The following is a 26421-nucleotide window of genomic DNA, read 5'->3' on the forward strand; positions in this document are numbered from 1 at the left end:
CTACCCGTCCCGGCCCGGTCGCAGCAGCGACACGGCGGTGTCGACGGCCCCGGCCACGTCCCCGTCGACCGGGTAGAGCAGCGAGCGCCCCACGACCAGCCCCCGCACGGTCGGCAGCCGCAGCGCCGCGCGCCACTTCGCGTACGCCCCGTCCAGGTCGTCGCCCACCTCCCCGCCGAGCAGCACGGCGGGGAGCGTGGAGGTCTCCATGACCCGGGCCATGTCCTCCGGCTCCTCCGTGACGGGGACCTTGAGCCAGGTGTACGCGGAGGTGCCGCCCAGGCCCGACGCGATGGCGATGGAGGTGGCGACGGCGGCGGCGCCGAGGTCGTTGCGGAGGCGGCCGTCGACGCGCCGGCAGAGGAACGGCTCGACGAAGACCGGCAGTCGCAGCGCGGCCATCGCGTCGATGGTGCGGGCGGCGGCGTGCAGGGTGTCCAGCGAGCCGGGGTCCTCGTGGTCGATCCGGAGCAGCAGCTTCCCCGCGTCGAACCCGTGCCGGACCAGGTCCTCGGGGCGGTGCCCGGTGAACCGGTCGTCCAGCTCGAAGGCGGCCCCCGCGAGCCCGCCCCGGTTCATGGAGCCCATGACGACCTTGTCCTCCAGCGCGCCGAGGAGGAGCAGGTCCTCCAGGACGTCGGCGGAGGCGAGGACCCCGTCGACCCCGGGGCGGGAGAGGGCGAGGCAGAGCCGCTGGAGCAGTTCGAACCGGTTGGCCATGGCGAGCGCCCGGTCCCCGACGGCGAGGGCTCCGCGCGCGGGATGGTCGGCGGCGATGATCATCAGCTGACCGGGGTGGCCGGTTGCACTGCCGGTTCCTGTGCCGATGGCGGTGGCCGTGCCCGTGCCCGTGTCGGCGCCTGGGCCTGGGCTGGTGCTGGTTCCGGTGCCGGTTCCTGCGCCTGCGCCTGTGCCGGTGACTGGGTTGAGGTCGGGGGCAGAGGAGTCGGCCGTACGGAGCAGAGGTCTCCGCTGCCGTCGCGCGGCGGCTTCGGCCACCGCCTCGGGGTGCTCGGCACGGATCCGGACGAGCTCGTGGACGGAGGGCGCGGCGGGCGCGGGGCTCATGAGGCCGTCCCGGAGGGCCTGGAGGCCGAGCCGCCGTCCCCGCCCGTCCCGGAGGCCCCGGGCTCGGAGGGCGCGGTCCCGGAGGCCCCGGGCTGGGAGGGCGCGGTCTCGGAAGGCCCGGTCCCGGAGGCCCCGGACTCAGAAGACCCGGTCGCGGGCGGCCCGGTCGCGAGGTCCGCCCGTACGGCCCCCTCCGCCAGCGCCTGCTCCACCTCGTCCGGGAAGGGCATGGCGGAGGAGCAGGCGAGGCGGGAGGCGACGATGGCCCCGGCGGCGTTGGCGTACCGCATGATCAGGTCGAGATCCCACCCGGCCAGCAGCCCGTGGCAGAGCGCCCCGCCGAACGCGTCCCCGGCGCCGAGCCCGTTGACGACCTCCACCGGCAGCGGCGGGACCTCGGCGGTGGAGCCGTCGCGGTGAACGGCGAGGACGCCCTTCGGCCCCTGCTTCACGACGGCCAGCTCCACCCCGGCCGCGAGCAGGGCGCGTGCGGCGGCGTACGGTTCGCGCTCGCCGGTCGCGATCTCGCACTCGTCGGTGTTCCCGACGGCGACGGTGGCGTGGGCGAGGGCCTCCCGGTAGCGGGCGCGCGCCACCGAGCCGTGGTCCCCGCCGTCCCAGAACATGGGCCGCCAGTCCAGATCGAACACGGTGGCGGAGGTGCTGGGTTCAGCGGCCGTGTCCGTACGGGGCTCCCCGGCCCGCCCCTCGCTGCGGGCCCGGAGCGCCGTCAGCGTCGCGGCCCTGCTGGGCTCGGCGCTGAGTCCCGTACCGGTCATCCAGAAGATCCGGGCGGCGCGCACCGCGTCCAGGTCGAGTTCCGACGGGTGGATCTCCAGGTCGGGGGCCTTGGGCTGCCGGTAGAAGTAGAGGGGGAAGTCGTCCGGCGGGAAGACCTCGCAGAAGGTGACCGGCGTGGGGTACTCCTCGACCGGCGTCACCCACCGGTCGTCCACCCCGAAGCCCCGCAGCTCCTGGTGGAGGTAGTCCCCGAAGGCGTCCCGGCCCGTCCGGGTGACCACCGCCGTCCGCCGTCCCAGCCGGGCCGCCGCCACCGCGACGTTCGTCGGGGAACCGCCGAGGAACTTGCCGAACGTCCCGACCCGGGCGAGCGGCACCCCGATGTCCAAGGGATAGAGATCGACCCCGATCCGCCCCATGGTGACCACGTCGTACGGCTCAGGCATCGCGCATCCCTTCGGCCTCCGTTCCGCCCCTCGGTCCGCCTCCGTGCGCCCCCGCCGGCCGGCTGGTCCCAGGTCTAGTCCCCGCCCGGGAGCCCTGTCAACATTTTGTCCGGACATTCGGACGAACTCTTGACACTCATCCGTACGGCCCGCGACGCTGGCCGATATGACCCCCTCCGCACCCTCTTCGGCCCGCATCCGTATCGGCTCGGCACCCGACTCGTGGGGGGTGTGGTTCCCCGACGACCCGCGGCAGGTGCCCTGGCAGCGCTTCCTCGACGAGGTGGCGGAGGCCGGGTACGAGTGGATCGAACTGGGCCCGTACGGCTATCTGCCCACCGACCCGGCCCGGCTCTCGGACGAGACCCGCAGCCGCGGGCTGACCGTCTCCGCCGGCACCGTCTTCACCGGATTGCACCACGGGCCCGCCGTCTGGGACCGGACCTGGGCACATGTCGCGGACATCGCGGAGCTGACCCGGGCCATGGGCGCCGAACACCTCGTCGTCATCCCCTCGTTCTGGCGCGACGACAAGACGGGCGAGGTCCTGGAGGACCGCACGCTCACCCCGGCGCAGTGGCGGGATCTGACGGTCCAGACGGAGCGGCTCGGCCGGGAGGTCCGGGAGCGCTACGGGCTCCGTATCGTCGTCCACCCGCACGCGGACACTCATATCGACAGCGAGGAGAACGTGACCCGCTTCCTCGACGCCACCGACCCCTCCCTCGTCTCGCTCTGCCTGGACACCGGGCACTACGCCTACTGCGGTGGCAGCAGCGTGAAGCTCATCGAGACGTACGGGGAGCGCCTCGGCTACCTCCACCTCAAGCAGGTCGACCCCGAGATCCTGGCGGCGGTGGTGGCGGACGAGATCCCGTTCGGCCCGGCCGTGGCGCGGGGCGTGATGTGCGAACCGCCCGGTGGCGTGCCCGCCTTGGAGCCGGTCCTGGCGGCGGCGCGCGCCCTGGACGTCGACCTGTTCGCGATCGTGGAGCAGGACATGTACCCGTGCGACCCGGACAAGCCGCTCCCGATCGCTCGCCGCACCCGCGCGTTCCTCCGCTCCTGCGGAACCCCCGGGCCCGGCGCGGCCGTCTGACACCACCGCCCCGCCGGGCGACCGGACGCCTTCAGACCCCCGTGCGCCCATCGATGCGCTCCCGGATCAGATCGGCGTGCCCGCAGTGGCGCGCGTACTCACCGATCATGTGCGTGTAGATCCACCGCAGCGTCACCTCCCCGCCCATGAACGGGCTGGTCTCGTCGAGCCCCCGGCCCGCGCAGTTCTCCCGGCCCCGCCGGATCTCGGCCTCCCACACCGCCACCGCGCCGTCGTACGTGGCGTCCTCGGCCGGCTCGAACCCCCCGTCGTGCCCTTCACCTCCGCCCCCTCCTCCGCTCCCGCCCCCGTCGGCAGGGGCGAACAGCCGCGGAACGTCCTCCTGCGCGAGGACCCGCCGGAACCAGTTCCGCTCCACCGCCGCGGCGTGCTGGACCAGCCCCAGCAACGTCATCCCCGAGGGCTCGACGGACGCTTCCCGGAGCCGCTCCTCGGGCAGCCCCGCGCATTTCCGGGCCAGGGTGGCGCGGTAGAAGTCGAGCCAGCTCTCCAGCGTGGTGCGCTCGTCGGCCACCAGTGGCGGCATCGCGCGTTCGGGCGTACTCATGGTCACCATCGTGGCACCGGGGTCTGACAACGCCCGTGAACCGGTCGGACATTCGCCCCTTCTGTCACAACAGTCACTGTTTCGCGACACATATCTCTGTTACGCGGGTTTTCCGTCACAGGCGCACAACAGCCCCACCCCGCCTCCCGCCGGAGTTCGTTCAACCGAGCACAGGCTTGAGTGATCACCGGACAGAGCAGCGCAGAGAGGTGTCACGGATGACGGACAGGACACTCTGGTCCTACAAGGACATTGCCGCGCACATCCAGGTCCAGCCGGACACCGTCCGCTCCTATCGCAAACACGGTCTCCTCCCGCCGCCCGACCAGGTGCAGAACGGAAAGCCCTACTGGTACGGAGACACCGTCCGCGCCTGGGTCGCCTCCCGCCCCCGCAACCGCGGCCGTTGACCGTTCCCTCTCTCCCTTCTCACGCCTCTTTGCGGAACAGCGCCGTCCAGAGGAAGGGTTCACCGAAGAGCGGCGAGTCGGGTGTCTCGTCGCGCATCCGGCGCAGTTCGATCTCCGCCAGGCCCGGGAGCGAGAAGATGCGGCGCAACTCCTCGGGGGTGTAGGCGAGTCCGCCGCCCAGGCCCCCCTGCCGGTAGAACTCCACGTCCGGCAGCTCGGAGCCCATTCCGCCCTCCCCCGCGGCGAAGCAGGTGAGCGCGAAGTGGCCGCCGGGGGCGAGGCAGCGGTCCAGCAGGGCGAGGTAGCCGATGCGCCGGTGGGGCGGCAGGTGATGGAAGCAGCCGGAGTCGTAGACCAGGTCGTACGGTCCTGCCGCCGCTGCCCCCGCCGCCGTCAGATCGAAGGCGTCCCCGAGGTGGAACCGGGCCTCGACCCCCGACGCCCGTACGCGCTCCTCGGCCCAGGCGACCGCCGCCGGGGAGAGGTCGACGCCGTCGACGTCGAAGCCGAGCGCGGCCAGCCGGTGGGCGTTGCGCCCGGGACCGCAGCCGAGGTCGAGCACGCGGCCCGGCCCGATCAACCCCCGGTCGACGTACGCCACGAGGTTCTCGTCCGGCTTGTCGGCGAAGAAGGGCACCGGCTTCGAGCGGTCCTCGTAGAAGCCGTCCCACCAGGAGGCGGCCCCGGTGGTCCAGCGGTGCGCCTCGGGTGCGAACAGGTCGTCCAGAAGCCTCATCACATCGTCCGCCGTGCGGATGTCGCGGCCCATCAGATCCCCTTTCCCCATGCACCGATTTTAGTGATACGGAGGAAGAAAGCCCAGGTCAAAGCTGGTGTTGCGAAGGCGGAGAGGGCGCTTGGAGGGCAGGGGGCCGAAGGGGAGACCCGACCCCCCTGCCCTTGGCCGCCATCCGCTCCACGCAGCCCCCACGGCCCGCCTGAAGGCCTTCCACGGCCGGCCCGAGACCCCTTTCCGAACGGGTTCACGGGCCGGCCGTGGAGCGGTCGTCGGGCGGCTACGCCCCCGTGGTGACCTTCTCCCCCTCCCGGGCCGCCCCGGGTATGTCGCCTGTCCCGTCATCGGCAGCGGGCGTCACCGGGCCGCCGGAACCGCCCCTCGCTCCGGAGGTGTCGGGTGCCGACTCCCCTTCGCTGAGGCCGAACCGCTGGTGGAAGGCGCGCAGGGGCCTGGGCGCCCACCAGGTGGCGTGGCCCGTCAGCTTCATCACGGCCGGAACCAGCAGGCTGCGGACCACCATGGCGTCCATCAGGACGGCCAGGGCGATCCCGAGCCCCAGCATCTTGGTGTTGGTGACCCGGGAGGTACCGATGGCGACCATCACGACCGCCAGGATCACGGCGGCCGCGGTGATCAGCCCACCGGTGCGGGAGAGCCCGAAGGTGACCGAGCGCTCGTGGTCGCCGGTGCGGTCGTACTCCTCCTTGATGCGGGAGAGGAGGAAGACCCCGTAGTCCATGGAGAGGCCGAAGGCCACGCAGAACATCAGGACGGGCAGGGTCGTCTCGATGTCCCCCGTGCTGGTGAAGGCGAGGATCCCGGAGAGGTTCCCGTCCTGGAAGACCCAGACCACCGCGCCGAACATCGCCGTCAGGCTGAGGGCGTTGAGCACGACCGCCTGGATCGGGATGAGCACACTGCCGGTGAGCAGGAAGACCAGCAGCAGCGTCACCACGACGATGATGCCGATCGCCCAGGGCAGCCGGTCCGCGATGGCATCCTTGGAGTCGACGAGGACGGCCGCCGTGCCGGTCACCGAGGTGTCGAGGGAGCCGGAGCCGGTGGGCAGTGCGCGCAGGTCCCGTACCAGCTGCTGGGTCTCCTGCCCGACCGCCTCGCCCTTCGGCAGCACGCTGAAGTAGGCGACCGCGTCCCCCGCGACCGGACCGTCGACACGCTCCACGCCCGGGACCTTCTCGATCCGCTCCTTGAGGGCCGCGTACGCGGCGGGCGTCCCCTCGCCCTCGGCCAGCAGGTGCAGACCGCCGCCCGGGCTGCCGGGGAAGCCGTCCCTGATGTACTCCTGGACCACCCGGGACTCGGCCCCGGCGGGGAGCTGGCGGTCGTCCGCCGTACCGAACTTGACGCCGAGGAAGGGCAGTCCGAGGAGGACCAGCCCCACCGTCGTGACGACGGCGAAGACGGGGGCCCGGCGCATCACCAGCCGGGCGAAGCGCGCCCACCCTGCGCCGGACTCCTCGGCGGCGGCCGCCGTGCCGGACCCGCCCTTCCGCCCCCGGCGCAGCAGGCGGCGCAGGTCGAGCGCGTTGACCCGGTGGCCGAGCAGCATGAACGCGGCGGGCAGCAGGACGAGTGCGGCGGCGGCCGCCAGCAGGACCACGGCGATCCCGGCGTAGGCGAAGGACCGCAGGAAGTACTGGGGGAAGACGAGCATCGCGGAGAGGGACACGGCCACGGTCAACGCCGAGAAGAGCACCGTGCGGCCGGCCGTACGCAGTGTGGTGCCGATCGCCGCCCGGGTGTCGGCCCCGGCGTCCAGCTCCTCGCGGAAGCGGCGGACGATGAACAGGGCGTAGTCGATGGCCAGTCCGAGGCCGAGGGCCGTGGTGAGGTTCATGGCGAAGACCGACACGTCGGTGAACTCGGTCAGACCGCGCAGCACGGCGTTGGTGCCGAGGATGGCGACGATGCCGACGAGGAGCGGCAGCAGGGCGGCGACCGCGCTGCCGAAGACCATGACCAGCAGGATGAGCGTCACCGGCAGGGCGATCAGCTCGGCCCGCAGCAGGTCCTCCTGGATGATCGTCTGCATCTCGTGCTGGACGGCGACGGGCCCGCCGACCGAGACCGTCACCGGACCGCTCTCCCCGGCGAAGTCGGGTGCGATCCGTTCGAGCGTCTCGCCCGCCTCCGTCTCGTCGCCGCCTATCCGGGCCGCGATGAGCGCTTCGCGGCCGTCCTCGGCACGCAGGGCGGGGGCCTTGGTCCGCCAGTACGAGGTGACCCCCGATATGCCCGGCTCCCCGGCGAGCCGCTCGGTGATCCTGGCGGCCTCCGCGGCCACCGCCGGGTCGTCGACGGAGGCGGTGCCGCTGTCCACCAGCAGGAGCAGGTTGGGCTGCGAGTCGGGGAACTCCCGCTCCAGCGCCTCGGTCGCGTACGACGACTCGGCGTCGGGGGCCTGCCAGCCGCCGCTGCCCATCCGGTCGGCCACCCCGCTCCCGGCGAACACGGCGAGGGCGGTGATCACCAGGGCGGCCAGCAGGGAGAGCCGGGGCCTGGCGGTGACGAGGCGGGTCCAGCCCCCGACGGGCCGCGCACCGGCCGGAACGGACGGGCCGGACCGACGGGACGAACCGGACGTGCCGGGCGAGCCGGCAGCATTCGGCGAGCTGGAGGCGGTGGATGAACCGGAGGGGCCGGACGGGCCAGGCGGACCGGACGGCCGGGCCGACCCGGATGGACCGTTGACTTCGGACATGGTGCGGTGTCCCCTTCACCGAGACCCGGCGGCACAGGGCAGCATGGGTCAGTCGTTGCCACTTACACTGGCAAACACGAGTGATCGCTCGCGTTTCACAAGAATGCGAGCGAGTGCTCGCGTTTGTCAAACGCATCACGAAAGCTGGGGATTCGCCGTGCCGGAGGCCAGAGCCAAGAAGGGCGCCGCAGGGGACGGCGCAGCCGGAAAACCCGGAGCCGACGAGGCGGGCGGCACCGCGGGGGCCGCCCGTCCGCGCCGCCGCCAGGCCCGTGGCGAAGCACGTATCGCCCAGTTGCTGGAGGCGGCGGCCAGCGTCTTCTGCACCAGCGGCTACACCTCGTCCAGCACCAACGCCATCGCCCGCGAGGCCGGCGTCTCGCCGGGCACGCTGTACCAGTTCTTCCCCAACAAGGAGGCCATCGCCGTCGAGCTGGGCGACCAGCTGCTCGCCCGCTGGCGCGACACCTACGGAGCGGCCTTCACCCCGAGCCACATCGAGCTGCCGCTCGACCGGATGCTCGACGCCGTGCTCGACCCGCTGATCGCGTTCAACTGCGAGAACCCGGCGTTCTTCGTCCTGATGCACGGCTCGGAGATCCCCGGCCGGATCACCGAGGAGCACGACACCCTGCACGTCACGATGCTGGGCCAGGTCGAGGGGATCCTCGCCGGCTACCTCCCGACGACCCCCGCGGCCCAGGTCCACCGGGTCGCCGACATGACGTTCATGATGTTCAAGGCCGGGCTCGACCTGATCCTGGCGCACGAGGGCGAGGAGCGGGACGCGTACATCCAGGAGCTGAAGACGGCCATGTACCGCTACCTGGACCCCCTGATCGGCGACGATTCACCCCGCACGGCCCCGCACGCCCGGGAGGGCCGCATCCTCTAGGGCCTGTCGGAGCCCCGACCGGCGCGCCCGCCTCCCCCTAATACCCCCTAGGGGTATAGCATGGAGGGAGCGAGGCGCCCCGGTCACCCCTGTGGCCCCCCCGCGCCACACTCGTACGCCGAAGAGGAGAACACCATGACCGCCGAGACCGAACCCACCACCCAGTCCACCGGCTCCTGCTGCTCGCCCACCGGCGCCTGCCACGGCGGGGGCGCCGCCGACGTGCAGATCGAGCCGACGGAGGCGGTCACCGCGGTCTACGAGGTCAAGGGCATGACCTGCGGCCACTGCGAAGGGGCCGTGTCCGAGGAGATCTCCGCGCTCGGCGGCGTGACGTCCGTCGAGGCCGTCGCCGCCACCGGGCGCGTCACCGTCTCCTCCAAGGCCCCGCTGACCGAGGACGCCGTACGGGCCGCCGTCGACGAGGCCGGTTACGAACTGGTCGGCCGGGCCGCCTGAGCGCCGCCCGCACCACCTTCCCGCCTCGGGCCGGCCCCACCAGCAGATACTGGTGAGGTACGGCCCGATGTGCGTCACCGGGCCCCACCCGTCGCGGTCCAGCGCCGCGACCGGTGACCCGCCCGCGTACCACCGCGCCACCGCACCACCCAGGAGTTCGGACATGGCCCGCACAGCAGCAGCCGGGACCCCGGCCGCGAACGCCTCCGAGGCCGAACTCATGATCGGCGGGATGACCTGCGCCTCGTGCGCGGCCCGCGTCGAGAAGAAGCTCAACCGGATGGACGGCGTCACCGCCACGGTGAACTACGCGACCGAGAAGGCCCGCGTCACCTTCGCCGAGGGGCTGGAACTGTCGGATCTCGTCGCGACGGTCGAGAAGACCGGCTACACGGCCCGCCCGACCGCACCCCCGAAGCGCCCGGCCGCGCCTCCGCAGCCGGAGCAGCAGGAGCAGCCGGAGCAGCAGGAAACGGAACCGGGACCGCGGCCAGAACCGGACCCGCAGGCCCCGCAGGCCCCGCAGAAGGAGCGGACGCCGGAGCGAGCGAAAGCGGAGGCGGAGGAACGGGCGGAGGCGGAGGAACAGTCCATGGATCGGGCGCAGGAGCCCGCATCGGCCGACGTACCGGCAAGGGAAGCGGAAGCGGAGCAGGCCGCCGCGGCGGAAACCGCGGAAGCGGAGCAGGCGGCAGCCCTCGCCGCGCTCCGGCAGCGGTTCATCGTCTCCGCCGTCCTCAGCGTCCCCGTCATCCTGCTCGCGATGGTCCCGGCCCTCCAGTTCGACTCCTGGCAGTGGCTCTCCCTGACCCTCGCCGCGCCCGTCGTCGTCTGGGGCGGCCTGCCCTTCCACCGCGCCACCTGGACCAACCTGCGGCACGGCGCGGCCACCATGGACACGCTCGTCTCGATGGGCACCCTCGCCGCCTTCGGGTGGTCGCTGTGGGCCCTGTTCCTGGGGGACGCGGGGATGCCGGGCATGCGCCACGGCTTCGACCTCACCGTCTCGCGCGCCGACGCGAGCTCCACGATCTATCTGGAGGTCGCGGCCGGGGTGATCACCTTCATCCTGCTGGGCCGCTATCTGGAGGCGCGGGCGAAGCGGAAGGCGGGTGCCGCGCTGCGGGCGCTGCTGCACCTGGGCGCCAAGGACGTCGCCGTCCTCAGGGACGACGGTACGGAGGTACGCGTTCCGGCCGACCGGCTCACCGTCGGGGACCGGTTCGTGGTCCGGCCCGGGGAGAAGATCGCCACCGACGGCACCGTCGTCGAAGGCACCTCCGCCGTCGACGCCTCCATGCTCACCGGCGAATCCGTGCCCGTCGAGGTCGCCGCCGGAGACACCGTCACCGGCGCCACCATCAACGCCGGCGGCCGCCTCCTCATCGAAGCCACCCGCATCGGCTCCGACACCCAACTCGCCCGCATGGCCCGCCTGGTCGAAGACGCACAGAACGGCAAAGCCGCAGCCCAACGCCTCGCCGACCGCATCTCCGCCGTCTTCGTCCCCATCGTCATCGCCCTCGCCCTGGCAACCCTCGGCTTCTGGCTCGGCAGCGGCGCCGGACCCACCGCCGCCTTCACCGCAGCCGTCGCCGTCCTCATCATCGCCTGCCCCTGCGCACTGGGCCTGGCGACCCCCACCGCCCTCATGGTCGGCACCGGACGCGGCGCCCAGCTCGGCATCCTCATCAAGGGCCCCGAAGTCCTCGAAACCACCCGCCAAGTCGACACCATCGTCCTCGACAAGACCGGCACGATCACCACCGGCAAGATGACCCTCCTCGCCATCCACACCGCCCAGGGCACCGACGAGAACGACATCCTGCGCCTGGCCGGAGCCATCGAGTACTCCTCCGAACACCCCATCGCCCAGGCAGTGGCAGCAGGAGCCGTCGAACGCCTGGGCGGGACGGCCCTCCCCACCCCGGAGAACTTCACCAACATCCCCGGACTCGGCGTCCAGGGCACCGTCGACGGCCACACCGTCCTCGTCGGACGCCCCCGCCTCCTCACCGACGCCGGTATCCCCCTCCCCCCGGAGCTGGCCGCCGCCCTCACCGAGGCCGAGGAGCGCGGACGTACGGCGGTGGCCGTCGGCTGGGACGGGGCGGCACGGGGCGTGCTCGCGGTGGCCGACGCCGTCAAGGAAGGCAGCGCGGCGGCCGTGGCCGAGCTACGGGCCATGGGGCTGCGGCCCGTCCTCCTGACCGGCGACAACCGGGCGGTGGCCGAGGCCGTGGCCCGTGAGGTGGGCATCGAGGAGGTCCACGCCGAGGTGCTCCCCGAGGAGAAGATGGCCGTGGTCCAGGGCCTTCAGGCGGAGGGCCGGAGCGTCGCCATGGCCGGCGACGGGGTCAACGACGCGGCGGCTCTGGCCACGGCAGATCTGGGGCTGGCGATGGGTACCGGGACGGATGCGGCGATCGAAGCGAGCGATCTCACACTGATTCGTGGAGATCTCAAGGTGACTGCTGACGCAATCCGCCTTTCCAGGCGTACTCTTTCCACCATCAGGGGCAACCTCTTCTGGGCCTTCGGGTACAACGTCGCGGCTCTGCCCCTGGCTGCAAGTGGCCTGCTCAACCCTATGATCGCGGGAGCCGCCATGGCGTTTTCGTCCGTGTTCGTCGTCACGAACAGCCTCCGGTTGCGTGCCTTCACGTAACTTCCACAAAGAGATTTAGATCACACCGGCTTCAGGGTAACCATCCGGTGGGTTCATGAGTCTTAGAGTGCGATGCCAAGGATGTCTTGGGGGACGTCCGAGTGGGAGTGTCTTGGGGGACGCTCCCGTGGCAAGCGTTGAGCCGGGGCACGTGCACCGGGGAGCTTTGAGCGGCCCTCCCGTGCGTACGTACCCCGGCAGACCGCAGCACAACAACGGGAGCTTCGGCTCCCTGCACAGACGCCCGGCCGGATCCCGTGGGGGGAATCCGCTCCGGGATATGGGAAGCGCCCTGACCGTCGACCCGTGGGGGGATCGGCGGCGGGGCGTTTCTCGCGTTCAGGGCCGCGCCACTTCACAGGCGCGTTCAGGACCGCCTCACCGCCCCCGCGCGTGCACAGCCCGACCGGCCCCCGCCCGGGTAGCCGCCCAGGTCCGCCGCAGCGCCACAGGGCCGCCTGCGCCCTCCTGGAGGCCTACAGGGTGCCCGCCCGTAAGCCAGCCGCAAGGCCAAGGAATCCCACCACCACCCACCCCGGACGGCTTGCCCACCCCCGGACACACGGGCACCCCGCACCACCCCCGGACACACGGGCGCCCCCGCACCACCCCCGGAACGCCGAATCGCCCCGGACACCGCGCTCTGTGCGAAGCGCGGTACGCGGGGCGAAGGCAGTCGGCCGAAAAGGCCAAGCACGACAGGGTCGTGCGGAAACCCGGCAGTGCGGTGATGCGGTGGTGCGGGTGTGCGGTGGTGCAGGTCGTACGCGCACGGGTCGTACGCGTAACGGGTACGGGACCCGGCTCAGCGACCCTCGACCGGGACGAAGTCGCGGAGGACCTCACCCGTGTAGATCTGGCGCGGGCGGCCGATGCGCGAACCCGGCTCCTTGATCATCTCGTGCCACTGGGCGATCCAGCCCGGGAGGCGGCCGAGCGCGAAGAGCACGGTGAACATCTCGGTCGGGAAGCCCATGGCCCGGTAGATCAGACCGGTGTAGAAGTCCACGTTGGGGTAGAGGTTGCGCGAGACGAAGTACTCGTCGGAGAGCGCGTGCTCCTCCAGCTTGAGCGCGATGTCGAGCAGCTCGTCGGACTTGCCGAGCGCGGACAGCACGTCATGGGCGGCGGCCTTGATGATCTTGGCGCGCGGGTCGAACGACTTGTACACCCGGTGGCCGAAGCCCATCAGGCGGACGCCGTCCTCCTTGTTCTTCACCTTGCGGATGAAGGAGTCGACATCGCCGCCGTTGGCCTGGATGCCTTCGAGCATCTCCAGCACCGACTGGTTGGCGCCACCGTGCAGCGGGCCCCAGAGGGCCGAGATGCCGGCGGAGATCGAGGCGAACATGTTCGCCTGCGAGGAGCCGACCAGACGCACGGTGGAGGTCGAACAGTTCTGCTCGTGGTCCGCGTGCAGGATGAGCAGCTTGTCCAGCGCCGAGACGACGACCGGGTCCAGCTCGTACTCCTGGGCGGGGACCGAGAAGGTCATGCGCAGGAAGTTCTCGACGTACCCGAGGTCGTTGCGCGGGTAGACGAAGGGGTGGCCGATCGACTTCTTGTACGCGTACGCCGCGATCGTCGGCAGCTTCGCCAGCAGCCGGATCGTGGAGAGGTGGCGCTGCTTCTCGTCGAACGGGTTGTGGCTGTCCTGGTAGAACGTGGACAGCGCGCTGACGACCGAGGACAGCATGGCCATCGGGTGGGCGTCGCGCGGGAAGCCGTCGAAGAACCGCTTGACGTCCTCGTGCAGCAGCGTGTGCTGGGTGATCTCGTTCTTGAAGTCCGCCAGCTCGTCGACCTTGGGAAGGTCGCCGTTGATCAGCGTGTACGCGACCTCGAGGAACGACGAGCGCTCGGCGAGCTGCTCGATCGGGTATCCGCGGTAGCGCAGAATGCCCTGCTCACCGTCGAGGTACGTGATGGCGGATTTATAGGCGGCGGTGTTGCCGTATCCGCTGTCCAGCGTGACCAGGCCCGTATTGGCCCGGAGCTTCCCGATGTCGAAGCCCTTGTCGCCGACGGTGCTGTCGATCACCGGGTAGGTGTACTCGTCATCGCCGTACCGCAGTACTACAGAGTTGTCGCTCACGTCATCCCTCACCGACGTAGTGCCTCTTCTTCGAGGTGCCCTGACTGTCTCCACCCTCCCCCATTCGGCTCAGGAGAGTGCACTCGGGGTCGTCCATTGGACCTACTGACGGCACTGAGTGCCGCCAACTTACTCATCCTGCCCCCTTGACTGCGGTTCCGGAAGACCTCCGTGATGTTTGCCACCGATTTGATCGATCATTTTTGTGCAGGGGTCACGCGAAGTCTCCTCCCGAGCCGCCGCGGAGCCGGAAATCCAGTGCCGTACAACGTCTGCCTGCGGAAACCGTGCGGACGGCCTGGCCGATCGCCTTACGGGACCCGACCAGCACGACGAGCTTCTTGGCCCTGGTCACGGCGGTGTAGAGCAGGTTGCGCTGGAGCATCATCCAGGCACTGTTGGTGACGGGGATGACGACGGCCGGGTACTCGCTGCCCTGGGAGCGGTGGATCGTCATGGCGTAGGCGTGGGCCAGCTCGTCCAGCTCGTCGAAGTCGTAGCCGATCTCCTCGTCCTCGTCGGTGCGGACGGTGAGCCGCTGTTCGTCCAGGTCGAGGGCGGTGACGACGCCGACCGTGCCGTTGAAGACGCCGTTCTCGCCCTTGTCGTAGTTGTTGCGGATCTGGGTGACCTTGTCGCCGACCCGGAAGACCCGGCCGCCGAACCGCTTCTCGGGGACGTCGGGGCGGCCGGGGGTGATGGACTGCTGGAGCAGCCCGTTCAGCTCGCCTGCGCCCGCCGGCCCCCGGTGCATCGGGGCGAGGACCTGCACGTCTCGGCGGGGATCGAGGCCGAACTTGGCCGGAATACGGCGGGCCGCCACGTCCACCGCCAGCTTGCCCGCGTCCGCCGTCTCGTCCTCCACGAAGAGGAAGAAGTCGTTCAGCCCCTGGGTGAGGGGCGGCTGCCCGGCGTTGATGCGGTGGGCGTTGGTCACGACCCCCGACTGCTGGGCCTGCCGGAAGATGCGGGTCAGCCGCACGGCGGGCACCGGGCCGCCCTTCGCGAGGAGATCGCTCAGCACCTCCCCCGCCCCGACCGAGGGCAGCTGGTCGACATCGCCCACGAGGAGGAGGTGGGCACCGGGTGCCACGGCCTTCACGAGCTTGTTGGCGAGGAGCAGATCGAGCATGGAGGCCTCGTCGACGACGACGAGATCGGCGTCGAGCGGCCGGTCCCGGTCGTACGCCGCGTCCCCGCCCGGCTTCAGCTCCAGCAGCCGGTGCACGGTGGACGCCTCGGCCCCGGTCAGCTCGGAGAGGCGTTTGGCCGCGCGCCCGGTGGGGGCGGCGAGCACCACCTTGGCCTTCTTCGCACGGGCCAGCTCGACGATGGACCGGACGGTGAAGGACTTCCCGCAGCCGGGGCCACCGGTCAGGACGGCCACCTTCCGGCTGAGCGCGAGCCGTACGGCCTCCTCCTGCTCGGGGGCCAGGGAGGCCCCCGTGCGCGTGGCGAGCCAGGCCAGCGCCTTCTCCCAGTCCACGTCCTGGAAGGCGGGCATCCGGTCCTCGGCGGTGTTCAGCAGCCGCCTGACCTGCCCGGCGAGGGACAGCTCGGCCCGGTGGAAGGGGACGAGATAGACAGCGGTGACCGGCTCGCCCCCCTCGGGCGACGGCACCTTCTCCCGTACGACGCCCTCCGGATCGGCGGCCAGCTCGGCCAGGCACTCGATGACCATCCCGGTGTCGACCTGGAGGAGCTTCACGCCGTCCGCGATGAGCCGCTCCTCGGGGAGGAAGCAGTGCCCCTGGTCGGAGGACTGGGAGAGGGCGTACTGCAGACCGGCCTTGACCCGCTCGGGACTGTCGTGCGGGATGCCGACCGCCTGCGCGATCCGGTCGGCGGTGAGGAACCCGATGCCCCAGACGTCGGCGGCCAGCCGGTAGGGCTGGTTCCGCACGACGGAGATCGAGGCGTCCTCGTACTTCTTGTAGATGCGCACGGCGATGGAGGTGGAGACGCCGACGCCCTGGAGGAAGACCATGACCTCCTTGATGGCCTTCTGCTCCTCCCAGGCCGCCGCGATCATCTTCGTGCGCTTGGGGCCGAGGCCGGGGACCTCGACGAGCCGCTTCGGCGCGCTCTCGATGATGTCCAGGGTGTCGACACCGAAATGGGTGGTGATCCGGTCGGCCATGACCGGCCCGATGCCCTTGATCAGCCCGGAGCCGAGATAGCGGCGGATGCCCTGGATGGTGGCGGGCAGGACGGTGGTGTAGTTGTCCACAACAAACTGCTTGCCGTACTGGGAGTGCGAGCCCCAGCGGCCCTCCATCCGCAGCGACTCACCGACCTGCGCCCCGAGCAGCGCCCCGACCACCGTGAGCAGATCCCCGGCACCGCGCCCGGTGTCGACGCGGGCGACCGTGTACCCGTTCTCCTCGTTGGCGTACGTGATCCTCTCCAGGACCCCTTCGATGACGGCCGTGTTGGACATGAGCCGACGCTACCGCCCGCCACTGACAACGCGGTTCACGGCCCCGCCCAGGGGGTGGGACGGGGAACGGCCGACCTGGTCGACAACTCACTCGTACACGCCCCTCCCCCGCCCCCATGATGAGCGCATGGCCCTGAACGACACCCTGGCCCGCGTGGACGCGGACCTCGCCTCCGGACGCGTACCGGTGGCGAGGCAGCGCCTGCGCGGGCTGGTCTCCTCCTACCCGCGCGAACCGGCGCCCCGCCGCCGCCTGGCCGAGGTCTACCGCCTGTACGGGGACCCGGCGGAGGCGGGCCGGTGGATGTACCTGGAGGAGGACCGCTCCCCGGAGGAGACGGCGGCCTTCGAGGAGCGGTACGCGAACGCCGTGCGCCGGATGCGCGCGGTCGCCTGGCGCGGCCCGGAGTCTGCGGCTCCGACACCGTTCGCCGCCCGCCAACTGGCCGCCGTACGGGAGGCCGCATCGGACACCCTCGGGCACCCGGTGACATGGGAAGGCCTGGCGAAGGTGAAGGGGGACATCGGGGAGAGCAGCCGGCTGTCGGACCTCCTGACGGCCGGCGGGTGCCTGCTCCTCGCGATCGTGTTCCTGGGTATCTGGGCCTACGGCCTGGTGTCGCTGTTCACCTGAGGCCGCGCTCCCGCGAGCGCGGCCTCCAACCGGGTCCCCCGGCTCTCCGCGATCCGCTGGACCTGCTCCAGGGACTCGCTCAGCCGACTGGCGAGGAAGTGGAGTTGCGGCGCGGTGGCATCGGTCCCGGACAGGAGCCCTTCGGCGTGCCCGAGCAGCTCGTACGCCATGTCGAGCTGGATCTCCTCCACCTCGTCGGCCCTGCGCGCCACGTACCCCGTACCGCTCCCGACGAGGTAGCAGGGCCTCCCGCCCGCCCCCGTCCACGGCAGCAACCGCGCGGGGGCGCCGGCGCCGCTCTGCCCACCCATGACCCTCATGCGCGGACCTCGCTTCCGGGGGTGGAGCACGGAATCGGGGAGGGCGGCAATGGGGCGGGGGGCGAGGCGACGGGGTGGTTCATGGGGGCCTTCTCTCTGGCTGCAAGGGTGAATGAGATCGCTTCTTTCCGTAGCGAACCCATCACAGAGTGGGGTCGGAGGTCGCTACGCTGCCAGGGGGTCGGGCATGACAGCACGCTGGTCAGATCGAGGAGTTGGGCGCGCATGAAGGCGGACGGAAGGCCGCGTACGGCACGGGAGAAGTACGGCGAGGAGCTGAAGCTGCGCCGCATGGCGGCCGGGTTGACGCAGGAGGCACTGGCGAGAGAAGTGGTCTGCTCCCCGACGCTCATCAGCCACTACGAGGCGGGGCGACGGCTGCCGAGCCCGGACGACGCGCGGCGGATCGACCAGGCGCTGGGGACGGACGGGTTCTTCGAGCGGTGGCTGGAGGACCTGGATCCGGCGTTCGCCCACTACTTCGGTGTGGTGGCGGAGTTGGAGCAGGAGGCCACGGAGATCCGTCAGTACGGAGGGTCGCTCATCCCTGGCCTGCTCCAGACGAAGGAGTACTCACGTGCCGTGTTCCAGGCCTATCGCCCGAACTACTGCGCCGAGGAGGTTGACGAGTTGGTTGTCAGCCGCGCCAAACGAGGACTCCTGCTGGAGAAGACGTCAGCGCCGGAAACATGGACTCTGCTGGACGAGGGTGCGCTCCGGCGCTCCATCGGTGGACCACGGGTGATGGCAGAACAGCTGAACAAGGTGGCAGACATGGCCGATTCGGGCCGCCTACGCCTACATGTACTGCCCCTCGCCTGCGGAGCACACGCTCTCCTGGAGGGCATGCTCTACCTGCTGTCCTTCGCGGACGCCGCCCCGCTGGCGTACATCGAGGGGCTTCACAACGGGCGGCTGCTGGACGATCCGGCGCTGGTTGACGCCTGCCGCACCTCCTACACTCTCGCCCTGAGTGACGCGGCCTCGCGGCAAAAGTCGGTGGCGCTCGTCAGAAGCATCGCGGAGGAGCACGAACATGCACATCACCGAGCCCACTACTGACGTCGCGACCCCGACCGGATGGCGTAAGTCCAGTTACAGCGGCGGGGCCAACGGCGAGTGCCTGGAGGTCGCGGACGGCCACGCCTCCGTCCCCGTACGCGACAGCAAGACGCCCACCGGCCCCACGCTGACCTTCTCGCCCCAGGACTGGTCCGCGTTCGTCACGGCCGTCAAGCGCGGCGAACTCTCCGCCTGACCTTCCGCCTTACGTACGACGACTGCCCAGCGGCCCCGTCACGGTCATCGACCTGACGGGGCCGTTGTCATACCCCATTGCCCACGTAATCAAATTTGACTACCTTCAAGGCCATGACCGAGAAGACCATCCCCCTGCTGCCCTGCCGCACGGAACTGCTCCAGTCCGTGGTCGACTTCTACGCAGCCCTGGGCTTCGAGATGACGCACTTGCAGAAGAGCCCGTACGCGTACGCGGTGGTCGAGCGCGGGGCCGTCGAAATCCAGCTGTACGGCCTCAAGGACTACGACCCCAGCACGTCGCACGCGAGCTGCTACGTGCTCACGGAGGACGTGGACGGCCTGTACGCCGCGTTCAGGTCCGACCTGAAGGCGACGTACGGACGCATTCCCGCACGCGGGCTGCCGCGTATCGGCCCGCTGAAGGACATGTCCTACGGAGTACGGCAGTTCCTGACGACCGACCCGACGGGCAACACGATCCGGGTCGGCCAGACGATCGACGACGACAGCCCGGAGGACTTGGCCGACGCGGCACCGAAAGACGTCTTCGCCCGCGCCTTGCACATGGCGGACCTCTTCGCGGACTCGAAGCAGGACTTCCCGGGGGCCGCCAGGATCATCGACCGGGTACTGAAGCTGAAGGACGAACAGCCCACGCCGGCGCAGCGGTTGCAGCTGCTGGTGTTGCGCGGGGACCTCGCGCAACGGATGGGAGACGCGGAGGGGGCACGGGGGTGGCTGGAGACGGCGGGATCGGTTCAACTCGCCGCCGAGGAGGAGGCCTTGGCCCGTGATGCGCTGGCTCGGCTGGAGGAGCTGCGGGGGTGACGGAGCAGCCGGTGGACGCTGAAGGCTACCCCTCCAGGCTCGGCGGGGACGCCCCCTCACGTCTCTCCGCCGAATCACCCGCCATGTGGACGGCTCTCGAACCAACTGCGCCCAGCCGCCCTCTCTGTGATCATGTAGAGGTGAGCACGCAGCCCAAGGGTCAAGGACTGGCAAAACCCCCATAAACCAGCAGGTCAGGAAGTGTGGTCCCCGCGTGAGCGGGGGTGTTCCGTACCGGCGCGACAGGGGGGTGCTGCCGGATCTGTGGTCCCCGCGTGAGCGGGGGTGTTCCGAGGATCGTGTGCAGCGGCGCCCCACCGTGCTTGTGGTCCCCGCGTGAGCGGGGGTGTTCCGCGGTCGGCGACGGCCCACCGCAGTTCCCTGTAGTGGTCCCCGCGTGAGCGGGGGTGTTCCGGCGTGGCGGACGCGCTCTTTGCGCTGGACCACGTGGTCCCCGCGTGAGCGGGGGTGTTCCGGCCCGCCTGCGCGCCGGGGCGCTGACCCTGAAGTGGTCCCCGCGTGAGCGGGGGTGTTCCGCCGGGCACCCACGCCGCGGAAGCGTTCCTGTCGTGGTCCCCGCGTGAGCGGGGGTGTTCCGCCCCAGCCGTATCTGGCCGCCGCCCGTCCGCGGTGGTCCCCGCGTAAGCGGGGGTGTTCCGCCGACGTCGGCACCGGCGCCCTCTACGCCACCGTGGTCCCCGCGTGAGCGGGGGTGTTCCGCAGTCGGAACCGCTCGACTCCTCGAAGGGTGGGTGGTCCCCGCGTGAGCGGGGGTGTTCCGCTCCCACAGCGCATCGGCATACCAGCCCAGCAGTGGTCCCCGCGTGAGCGGGGGTGTTCCTCCACCAGGCGGAGGCCGCCGATCTGCTCGGGGGTGGTCCCCGCGTGAGCGGGGGTGTTCCATGAGCATCGCCGCTCCAGAGGCGAAAGCTCCCGTGGTCCCCGCGTGAGCGGGGGTGTTCCGCGGATACGGGGCAGACGGGGAGCCGGTCGGCGGTGGTCCCCGCGTGAGCGGGGGTGTTCCGGACCGGCTCGTGCTCGCCCTGCGCACGGACGTGTGGTCCCCGCGTGAGCGGGGGTGTTCCGTGGGCCGGAGGCCTGATCACCGCCGGACTGGTGTGGTCCCCGCGTGAGCGGGGGTGTTCCGAGTCGATAGCGGACCAGATCGATCGAGCGTCGGCGGTCCCCGCGCGAGCGGGGGCGTTCCGGAATCAACAGCGGTACGGGTGAACGTCAGCAGTTCTCTTCGAACTTGACCGCACTGAACTCGACCGGCTGCCCGTTCAGAGCGGTCCCGGGGGAAGGCGACTGGGTGCACACCCGCCAGTTGCTCTCCATGAGTACCTTCCGGTCCTGGGTCGCGTCCTTGACGGTGATCGACGTACTGGAGTCGAGTGCCATACGGGCGACCTTCACGGACTTCCCGACGAAGTCCGGCATCTTTCCACCGACCACCTCAGGGTCTTTCCCGTCACCGGCTGGGCACTTCTCCTCCAACTTCGCGGTGCCGAAGTCCAGCACCGTGTCCGTGGGGATGACCTTGCCCGCCGCCATGTTCTGCGAGCAGACTTTCCAGTTCCGGTCGAAGGCCTGCATACGGCCACGACCGGCACTGTCGTGGGACCTCAGCGCGTAGAACCCTTCCTTCTGCGCAGCGTCCTGTGCGGACTGGAGTCCCATGCCGACGAAGTCGGGAACCGCCTTCGACTCGACCGGCTCCTTCTCCTTGGCCGGCGCCGACGTAGGAGTTTCACCGACAGGCGTGGCGGCGGAGGACTCGGGCTTCGCGTCGGTGCCCGCAGGGTCGCAACCGACAAGGGCTACGGCGGCGATACAGGCGAGCACGGCGGTGAGTGTGCGGCTCTTCAACTCGTCCCCCTTGGGAGGTTCGTGAAAGCCGACCGTAGTCACCCGAGCACACCTCAGGAAGCCGGAATGTTCCGGCGGTGACGGAGTTGTGACCCATGACGGCGGGCTGAGGATCCCTTCCTGAAACGCCAACGACGAGCAGGCCCCTACAAGTCGAGCACCGCCCACACCCGGCGACCGTCCTCGGCCGTATCCATCCCACACGAGGCCGCGCCCAACCCGGCAAGTTCCAGGAGCGCCCCGCCATCCACAACCGGGCGCACCGGCCGGTGGGACAAGGCAACGATGAGCGCCTGTTGCCCTTGGTCCGCGAGTTGCACGGAAACCTGACGGCCGCCGTCCGCAGCAGCCATGCGCACGAGCAGTTTCGTTAAATCCGTCGCACGCCGATCTCTTTCACGGTGGCCCCACTCATGCAGCTGGAGAACTACGTGATCCGAGGCCAACTTGGGCGCCCAGGAAGAGGATTCCAGTAGCCAGTTGACCGATCGCCTGCGGGGAACCAACATCCGGGGGTTCGCCGTACCGCCCCGTCCTGTCTCCGGGCGCGGCGGGGAGATCGGGCGCTTCGGCGGAGGCGGGGTCTTCGGCGGATGGTCCGGGGCGTGATCCGACACATTGGCTCCAGGGGCGGCGGGGCGCCCATCGTATGGCCGCATATCGCGGCGCCCGCCCCCTGTGAGCCGCTCCTTCACCCGTACAGATGGGGGCCCCGTACAACTTGACGCGACTTTGCGCCAAGTTTCCAGCGGGCGGGAGAGAGCGCGTGGGAGACGTAGGCGCTTGCCTGCGCAGGACCTTGCTTACGCCGACGCGAAGCACTGCTCGCACAGCAAGATGTTTGCCGCCGCTGACGATTTCAGCTCTGTCACCATGTCAGCGTGACGGCCGCAACCATGAGTCGAGAATCGGCATAGCCCCTATAGGACACCAGGTCAGAAAGATGTGCTCCCCGCCGAGCGGGGGTGGTCCGGAGTGATCGCCGGTCTGAACCCGCAGGACATGGTGCTCCCCGCGTGAGCGGGGGTGTTCCGAACCGCACCTCCTCTGCCACCGCTCCCTCCGGGTGCTCCCCGCACGAGCGGGGGTGCTCCGGCCTGGAGCCTGGCCAACGCCGTTCTACCTCCGCGCTCCCCGCGAGCAGGGATGTTCCGGCTATGCGCCGCTTCGACGCCGCCTCTGTCGCCATCCTGCCTCTGCTCGTCGCCACCACCGCACAGGCCGCCGAGCCCCTCGAAAGCTACGAGCGCAGTGCGTTCAAGCACTGGTGGAGGCCGACACAGACTCCAACACCAGGACGGATGTCCCGATCGCCGGGTCCCGTGTGGAGCCGACCGCCGAAGGGGCCCGCAAGGTGACCGGGGTGAGTGGTACACCTCGGACGGCGCGTCGGCGAAACTCCGCGGGGGGCTGTCGGTCGATCAGGCGACGGCGGAACCTTGGCCGTACTGGCTGAGAGCTGCGGCCAGGAGACCGTTGAGTTCGAGCCTGCCGGCTGACGTTGCCGCGCACTTTCCCGGGTACGACCCGACGCACTACGACCAGGCCATCTTGGACCGCACCCGGCAGGCCATCACCAGCCTGGGGTACGTGCCGGACGCGAAGCTGTGGGGCGAGCCGTCCGACGAGACCCTCGTGGCGGTGGCCGCACGGTGCCAGCACGCCCCGGAGTGCACGATCCGGCCCATGCCGAAGCCGGAGTGGCCGTAGCCTTCCAGGGAGGAGGTGCCTCATGGCGAAGGAATGGACCGACCCGCGGTATGCGGACCTGGTGGCCGCGTGGGAGGCGGGGCAGGAGCCGGACTCGCGTGACCCGGACGAGCCCCGCCCAGTACGGGGGTTCCTGATTCCCACCAAGCCTGAGGCGTAACCGCCCGGCTCCGCGACGGCTGCCGGCCCAGGCAACGAGCTCGGCGAGCGGTAGGCCGCGCGCCGCCGCCAGGCGGAGCGGCGTGGTCAGGCTCGGGGCGCTGGTGCCGTACTCGATACGGTGGACGGTCTTGCGGTCCATCCCGGTCGGCTCGCCGCGCTGTATCTGCGTGAGGCCGCGGTCCTCGTGAAGGACGGCTCTGGTCGGCCGTCGTCGCCGCGCCTTCCGCCGATGCGCTCCCGGGTCCGGGGTACTCATCTGCTCTCGCGTTGGAGAGGGAGCGGATGACGGCCCCGTACTCCCCGTGCTCCCCGCGTGAGCGGGGGTGTTCCGAACCACACCTCCTCTGCCACCGCTCCCTCCGGGTGCTCCCCGCACGAGCGGGGGTGTTCCGATCCAGCCCGGGGACAGAGTGTGGGTCCCCGGCGGGCAGGCCGGGGCGTGGTCCGGTGCGGTGGGTCCCGGAGGGTGGGAGCAGTTCCTTCGCGATCGTTCTCTTGTCCCCGGGGCGGGGGCGTGCTCCTTCGTCCGGGCCCCCGGGGCGGAGGCCGTACGGGGGAGGGAGCACGCCCCGCCCCGTTCAGCTCGCGGGGTTGAACGGCACCCCCTTGGGGAGGGCCTTGGTCAGGTGGCCGGTGAAACGGTCGTCCCTGATGCCGATCGTCGCCTTGCCGAAGTCGGCGGCGAGGAGCTTGTCGCGCAGGCCGTCCGGGTAGCCGTTCCAGCCGACCAGTGGTGCGTAGTGCCAGGTGCCGTAGTGGTTCTCCGGGGGCTCGTCCTTGGCGGTGGCCTTGCGGAAGCAGTGGGTGCTCGCGCCGTCCTTGTGGTAGACGACCTTGGGGTGCGTGCCGTCGAAGGGGACGTCCGCGGCCTTGTGGACCGTGAAGTTGCCGTGGGCCGATGTCGCCACGTACTGGGCCTTGTCGTCGTGGACCCAGACCACGACGTGCTCCCAGTCGTGGCGGTGGCCGCCGAACAGGCCGCCCGGCGCCACCTGGTCCTTCTCGAAGTAGTAGGTGTAGAGGATGGCGCACCAGCCGTTGTCGCACTTCGCCCGGGAGTAGGCGTTGCTGTTCTCCAGGTCCGAGAGGTCGCGGCAGTCGCCGTTCAGGGCGCCGCCGAGCTTCAGTCCGGGCGCGATCGTGCCGTCCGGGCCGATCGCGGAGGTGGCGTAGCAGCCGTCCTTGTCGTAGTCGAGGGCCGGCTGGAACCTCCGTTCCAGGTCGTCGGCGTTGCCGGGCAGGGGCGGCGGCGGGGCGGCGTGGGCCATGGTGGCGGTGGTGAGGACGAGGGCCGCGGCCGTCAGGGTGACGGTGAGGCCTCGGCGCAGCACGCGCCCTCGGCGGGCCGGCCGGTGTGCGGACCGGGGCATGGGACTCCTTCGGGGCTGTGGTGGAGAGCTGTCGGGGGCCGCCCCCGCGCGGGCCGGGGTGGGTCGGTCGGAGGCAGGACGGCGGTCGGGGCGGGGTGGGGCCGTCAGAGGCGGGGCGGCTGTCGGGCCGGGGGGCAGCCGGAGGTAGGACGGAGGTCGGGCCGAGGTGGGGCCGTCAGAGCCGGAACGGATGTCGGGGCGCGAGGGTGGCGCGGGAGAGGTCAGCTGTCCTCCGCCGCGTTCATGAGGTCCAGGGCGCTGTGCTGGCAGCCGTTGCCAGTGACCGTGCGCGGGCCCGCCCAGTGGGGGCCGTACTGGTCCAGGCTGTTGCGGTTCTTCGCGTACGCGGTGTCGGCCTGCCGGTCCAGGTAGGCGCTGTACGGGCGGTCCGGGAGCGCCTTGTTGAGCAGGCCCAGCCCCCTGACGTACGCGCCCTTGAAGGAGTCGCCGTCGGAGGTGCATCCCGTGCCGTCCGGCTCGTACGGCTCGTGGAGGGTGCCGCCGGGGTTGAGGTAGGCGGAGGTGGTGGAGGCGTCGGCCAGGGTGCGGGCCCGGGTGAGGAGCGAGGCGTCGCCGGTGGCCCGGTTCAGTTCGGCGAGGGCCGCCAGGATGACCCCCTGGTTGTACGTCCAGGTGGTGTCGCCGTTGTTGGTGCAGTCGTCCCGCAGGCCGTCGTTGACGGTGTTGCCGGAGTTGATCATCCCGCTGTTCCTGAACCAGTCCCAGCCGGTCGTCGCCCGCCGCAGATAGGTGGTGTCACCGGGGAGGCGGTTGTGGAGCGCGGCGTTGAGCTGGATGTACAGCTCGTTGGTGATGGCGTTCTTGTAGGCCTTGTCCGTGGCCCACTGCACCCCGCCGCCGCACTTGTCCGTCCAGTAGGCCGCCATGTGGTCGGCGTCCTTGCGCGCGGTGTCCAGGTAGCGGCGGTCGCCGGTCAGGTCGTACGCGGCGACCCAGGCGAGGCCCCACCATCCGGTGTCGTCCAGATAGGAGTTGGTGAAGTCGCCGCCCTCGGCCGAGCGCAGCTTGTCGTAGGTGTTGGCGACGGCGTAGCGGTAGCTCGGCATGTGGCTGATCCGGATGTTGTCGATCAGCGAGGTGAGCGCGGTGGCCGAGGTCCACCAGCCGGCGAACTTCCCGGAAGCGCGGTCGTAGTTCATCATCAGGGCCGTCGCCGCGGCCTTGCTCCGGCTCCCGGCGTTCCAGTCGACACGCGCCCAGCCGGTGCAGGCGATCTCCGCCCGGTCACCGGCCTTTCCGCAGGCGCGCAGGGCCCCGATGCCGCCGCTGTTCCAGTCGTCCACGTTGTACATCTGGGAGCGCCAGCCGGTCCGGCCCGCGGGGATCGCCGTGGTCCCGAGCCTGCTGCCCGAGGCCCAGGTGCGGCCGCCGTCGAAGGAGCGGTCCAGCCAGGTCTGGTCACCCGCCTGACCGTTGTCGATGGAGGCCCACCCCATGACATCGTTGTCGGACAGATGGAGGGCGATGGAGCGGCCGTAGAGGGAGGCGGTGACCGGGACGCGGTCGGAGGTCGCGGTCGCGGGGTCGCGGGCGTCGCAGTGCTTGTTGCAGAGTGCGGCCGAGACGGCGGCCCCGTCCGCGACGACGGCCGGCCGTGACGGTTCGCCGCCCGGCTCGGCCTGCCCGGACCGCTCGCTCCGGTCGGGCGGGAGGGAGACCTGAGGCGCGGCGGAGGACGGGGCTACGGCGTAGGCCGGAGGTGCGGCCACCGTCGAAAGAGCGGCGGAAGGCGGAGGCGCGGCAGGTCCGGCGGCCCGGGCCGTCGCGGCCGGCAGCACACCGAGCATCAGGGCGACGGCCGCGCAGAGCGCCGACCGGGCGGGACCGAAGGAGACGGGGCGGAGTGTCGGGGGCATCGGGCTGTCCTCCGGCGAATCGCGGGAAGTGGGGGGTGGCT

The 26421-nt window shown here is 70.8% G+C and carries 22 protein-coding genes and 1 CRISPR repeat array; of the genes, 11 read left to right on the plus strand and 11 right to left on the minus strand.

The features are described from left to right. Both ACQ9ZG_RS10290 and iolC read right to left on the minus strand, forming a co-directional pair. Positions 1–1068: a Cgl0159 family (beta/alpha)8-fold protein gene (locus tag ACQ9ZG_RS10290; protein ID WP_109917222.1), complete on the minus strand. Its 1068-nt coding sequence runs from the start codon at positions 1066–1068 to the stop codon at positions 1–3. After that, a complete protein-coding gene (iolC, locus tag ACQ9ZG_RS10295) occupies positions 1065–2255 on the minus strand; it encodes a 5-dehydro-2-deoxygluconokinase (protein WP_499280332.1) in 1191 nt (396 codons plus the stop codon). Before iolC ends, ACQ9ZG_RS10290 begins: the two co-directional genes overlap by 4 nt. Before the next feature lie 166 nt (positions 2256–2421). Here iolC and ACQ9ZG_RS10300 point away from each other — a divergent pair, with 166 nt between their 5' ends. Continuing rightward, complete coding sequence (locus ACQ9ZG_RS10300) at positions 2422–3354, plus strand: sugar phosphate isomerase/epimerase family protein (protein WP_109915381.1); 933 nt, start codon at positions 2422–2424, stop codon at positions 3352–3354. A gap of 31 nt (positions 3355–3385) precedes the next feature. On the opposite strand, the gene ACQ9ZG_RS10305 is transcribed toward ACQ9ZG_RS10300, so the two are convergent. Next, positions 3386–3922, minus strand: coding sequence for a DinB family protein (locus ACQ9ZG_RS10305; protein ID WP_219995608.1), 537 nt, complete (start codon positions 3920–3922; stop codon positions 3386–3388). Positions 3923–4140: 218 nt separating this feature from the next. On the opposite strand from ACQ9ZG_RS10305, the gene ACQ9ZG_RS10310 reads away from it, so the two are divergent. After that, the gene (locus ACQ9ZG_RS10310; protein WP_018487248.1) at positions 4141–4332 is read left to right on the plus strand and encodes a helix-turn-helix transcriptional regulator; all 192 of its coding nucleotides are present in this window, start codon (positions 4141–4143) and stop codon (positions 4330–4332) included. Positions 4333–4351: 19 nt separating this feature from the next. Here ACQ9ZG_RS10310 and ACQ9ZG_RS10315 read toward each other — a convergent pair whose 3' ends face one another. Further along, positions 4352–5101 carry a class I SAM-dependent methyltransferase gene (locus ACQ9ZG_RS10315; RefSeq protein ID WP_109915382.1) on the minus strand — a complete coding sequence of 250 codons (750 nt, stop codon included), beginning with the start codon at positions 5099–5101 and terminating at the stop codon, positions 4352–4354. 247 nt (positions 5102–5348) lie between these two features. Beyond that, the gene (locus ACQ9ZG_RS10320) at positions 5349–7793 is read right to left on the minus strand and encodes an MMPL family transporter (protein WP_499280334.1); all 2445 of its coding nucleotides are present in this window, start codon (positions 7791–7793) and stop codon (positions 5349–5351) included. 157 nt (positions 7794–7950) lie between these two features. Between ACQ9ZG_RS10320 and ACQ9ZG_RS10325 the strand changes: the two genes are divergently transcribed. From ACQ9ZG_RS10325 to ACQ9ZG_RS10335, 3 genes are all read left to right on the plus strand, one after another. Then, positions 7951–8688, plus strand: coding sequence for a TetR/AcrR family transcriptional regulator (locus tag ACQ9ZG_RS10325; RefSeq protein ID WP_109916776.1), 738 nt, complete (start codon positions 7951–7953; stop codon positions 8686–8688). A 135-nt stretch (positions 8689–8823) separates the two neighbouring features. Continuing rightward, a complete protein-coding gene (locus tag ACQ9ZG_RS10330) occupies positions 8824–9147 on the plus strand; it encodes a heavy-metal-associated domain-containing protein (protein ID WP_028415143.1) in 324 nt (107 codons plus the stop codon). Between the two features lie 163 nt (positions 9148–9310). Further along, positions 9311–11815, plus strand: a complete 2505-nt coding sequence (locus tag ACQ9ZG_RS10335; protein WP_499280336.1) for a heavy metal translocating P-type ATPase — start codon at positions 9311–9313, stop codon at positions 11813–11815. Positions 11816–12620: 805 nt separating this feature from the next. On the opposite strand, the gene ACQ9ZG_RS10340 is transcribed toward ACQ9ZG_RS10335, so the two are convergent. Beyond that, positions 12621–13910: a citrate synthase gene (locus tag ACQ9ZG_RS10340; protein ID WP_018488933.1), complete on the minus strand. Its 1290-nt coding sequence runs from the start codon at positions 13908–13910 to the stop codon at positions 12621–12623. Between the two features lie 214 nt (positions 13911–14124). After that, on the minus strand, positions 14125–16350 hold the full coding sequence (recD2, locus tag ACQ9ZG_RS10345) for an SF1B family DNA helicase RecD2 (RefSeq protein WP_109916976.1): 2226 nt from the start codon (positions 16348–16350) through the stop codon (positions 14125–14127). Positions 16351–16477: 127 nt separating this feature from the next. On the opposite strand from recD2, the gene ACQ9ZG_RS10350 reads away from it, so the two are divergent. Beyond that, positions 16478–16984, plus strand: coding sequence for a DUF6584 family protein (locus tag ACQ9ZG_RS10350; protein ID WP_109916977.1), 507 nt, complete (start codon positions 16478–16480; stop codon positions 16982–16984). Here ACQ9ZG_RS10350 and ACQ9ZG_RS10355 read toward each other — a convergent pair. Further along, positions 16957–17304 carry a hypothetical protein gene (locus ACQ9ZG_RS10355; RefSeq protein WP_109916978.1) on the minus strand — a complete coding sequence of 116 codons (348 nt, stop codon included), beginning with the start codon at positions 17302–17304 and terminating at the stop codon, positions 16957–16959. The genes ACQ9ZG_RS10350 and ACQ9ZG_RS10355 overlap by 28 nt on opposite strands. Before the next feature lie 225 nt (positions 17305–17529). Here ACQ9ZG_RS10355 and ACQ9ZG_RS10360 point away from each other — a divergent pair, with 225 nt between their 5' ends. From ACQ9ZG_RS10360 to ACQ9ZG_RS10370, 3 genes are all read left to right on the plus strand, one after another. After that, entirely contained in the window at positions 17530–18366 is an 837-nt protein-coding gene (locus ACQ9ZG_RS10360) for a helix-turn-helix domain-containing protein (RefSeq protein WP_109916979.1), read from the plus strand. Beyond that, positions 18341–18562, plus strand: coding sequence for a DUF397 domain-containing protein (locus ACQ9ZG_RS10365; RefSeq protein ID WP_028418530.1), 222 nt, complete (start codon positions 18341–18343; stop codon positions 18560–18562). Before ACQ9ZG_RS10360 ends, ACQ9ZG_RS10365 begins: the two co-directional genes overlap by 26 nt. A 113-nt stretch (positions 18563–18675) precedes the next feature. Next, positions 18676–19392, plus strand: a complete 717-nt coding sequence (locus tag ACQ9ZG_RS10370; RefSeq protein ID WP_109916982.1) for a bleomycin resistance protein — start codon at positions 18676–18678, stop codon at positions 19390–19392. Positions 19393–19595: 203 nt separating this feature from the next. Further along, positions 19596–20600: direct repeats of the CRISPR family, unit length 29 nt; unit sequence GTGGTCCCCGCGTGAGCGGGGGTGTTCCG. Between the two features lie 25 nt (positions 20601–20625). Here ACQ9ZG_RS10370 and ACQ9ZG_RS10375 read toward each other — a convergent pair. Further along, a complete protein-coding gene (locus ACQ9ZG_RS10375) occupies positions 20626–21303 on the minus strand; it encodes a PASTA domain-containing protein (RefSeq protein WP_109916980.1) in 678 nt (225 codons plus the stop codon). 1434 nt (positions 21304–22737) lie between these two features. On the opposite strand from ACQ9ZG_RS10375, the gene ACQ9ZG_RS10380 reads away from it, so the two are divergent. Together ACQ9ZG_RS10380 and ACQ9ZG_RS10385 are read left to right on the plus strand one after the other, a co-directional pair. After that, positions 22738–22971, plus strand: coding sequence for a hypothetical protein (locus ACQ9ZG_RS10380; RefSeq protein WP_258312351.1), 234 nt, complete (start codon positions 22738–22740; stop codon positions 22969–22971). Positions 22972–22993: 22 nt separating this feature from the next. Beyond that, positions 22994–23131, plus strand: a complete 138-nt coding sequence (locus ACQ9ZG_RS10385; protein ID WP_165273064.1) for a hypothetical protein — start codon at positions 22994–22996, stop codon at positions 23129–23131. A 580-nt stretch (positions 23132–23711) separates the two neighbouring features. Here the strand turns inward: ACQ9ZG_RS10385 and ACQ9ZG_RS10390 are convergent. After that, positions 23712–24503 carry an NPP1 family protein gene (locus tag ACQ9ZG_RS10390; protein ID WP_109916981.1) on the minus strand — a complete coding sequence of 264 codons (792 nt, stop codon included), beginning with the start codon at positions 24501–24503 and terminating at the stop codon, positions 23712–23714. Positions 24504–24724: 221 nt separating this feature from the next. Beyond that, positions 24725–26380 carry a glycoside hydrolase family 76 protein gene (locus tag ACQ9ZG_RS10395; RefSeq protein ID WP_109916703.1) on the minus strand — a complete coding sequence of 552 codons (1656 nt, stop codon included), beginning with the start codon at positions 26378–26380 and terminating at the stop codon, positions 24725–24727. Positions 26381–26421: the final 41 nt, after the last annotated feature.

Origin of the sequence: Streptomyces araujoniae (genome assembly GCF_050871195.1) — a bacterium.
In the GTDB taxonomy this organism is placed as follows: domain Bacteria; phylum Actinomycetota; class Actinomycetes; order Streptomycetales; family Streptomycetaceae; genus Streptomyces; species Streptomyces bacillaris.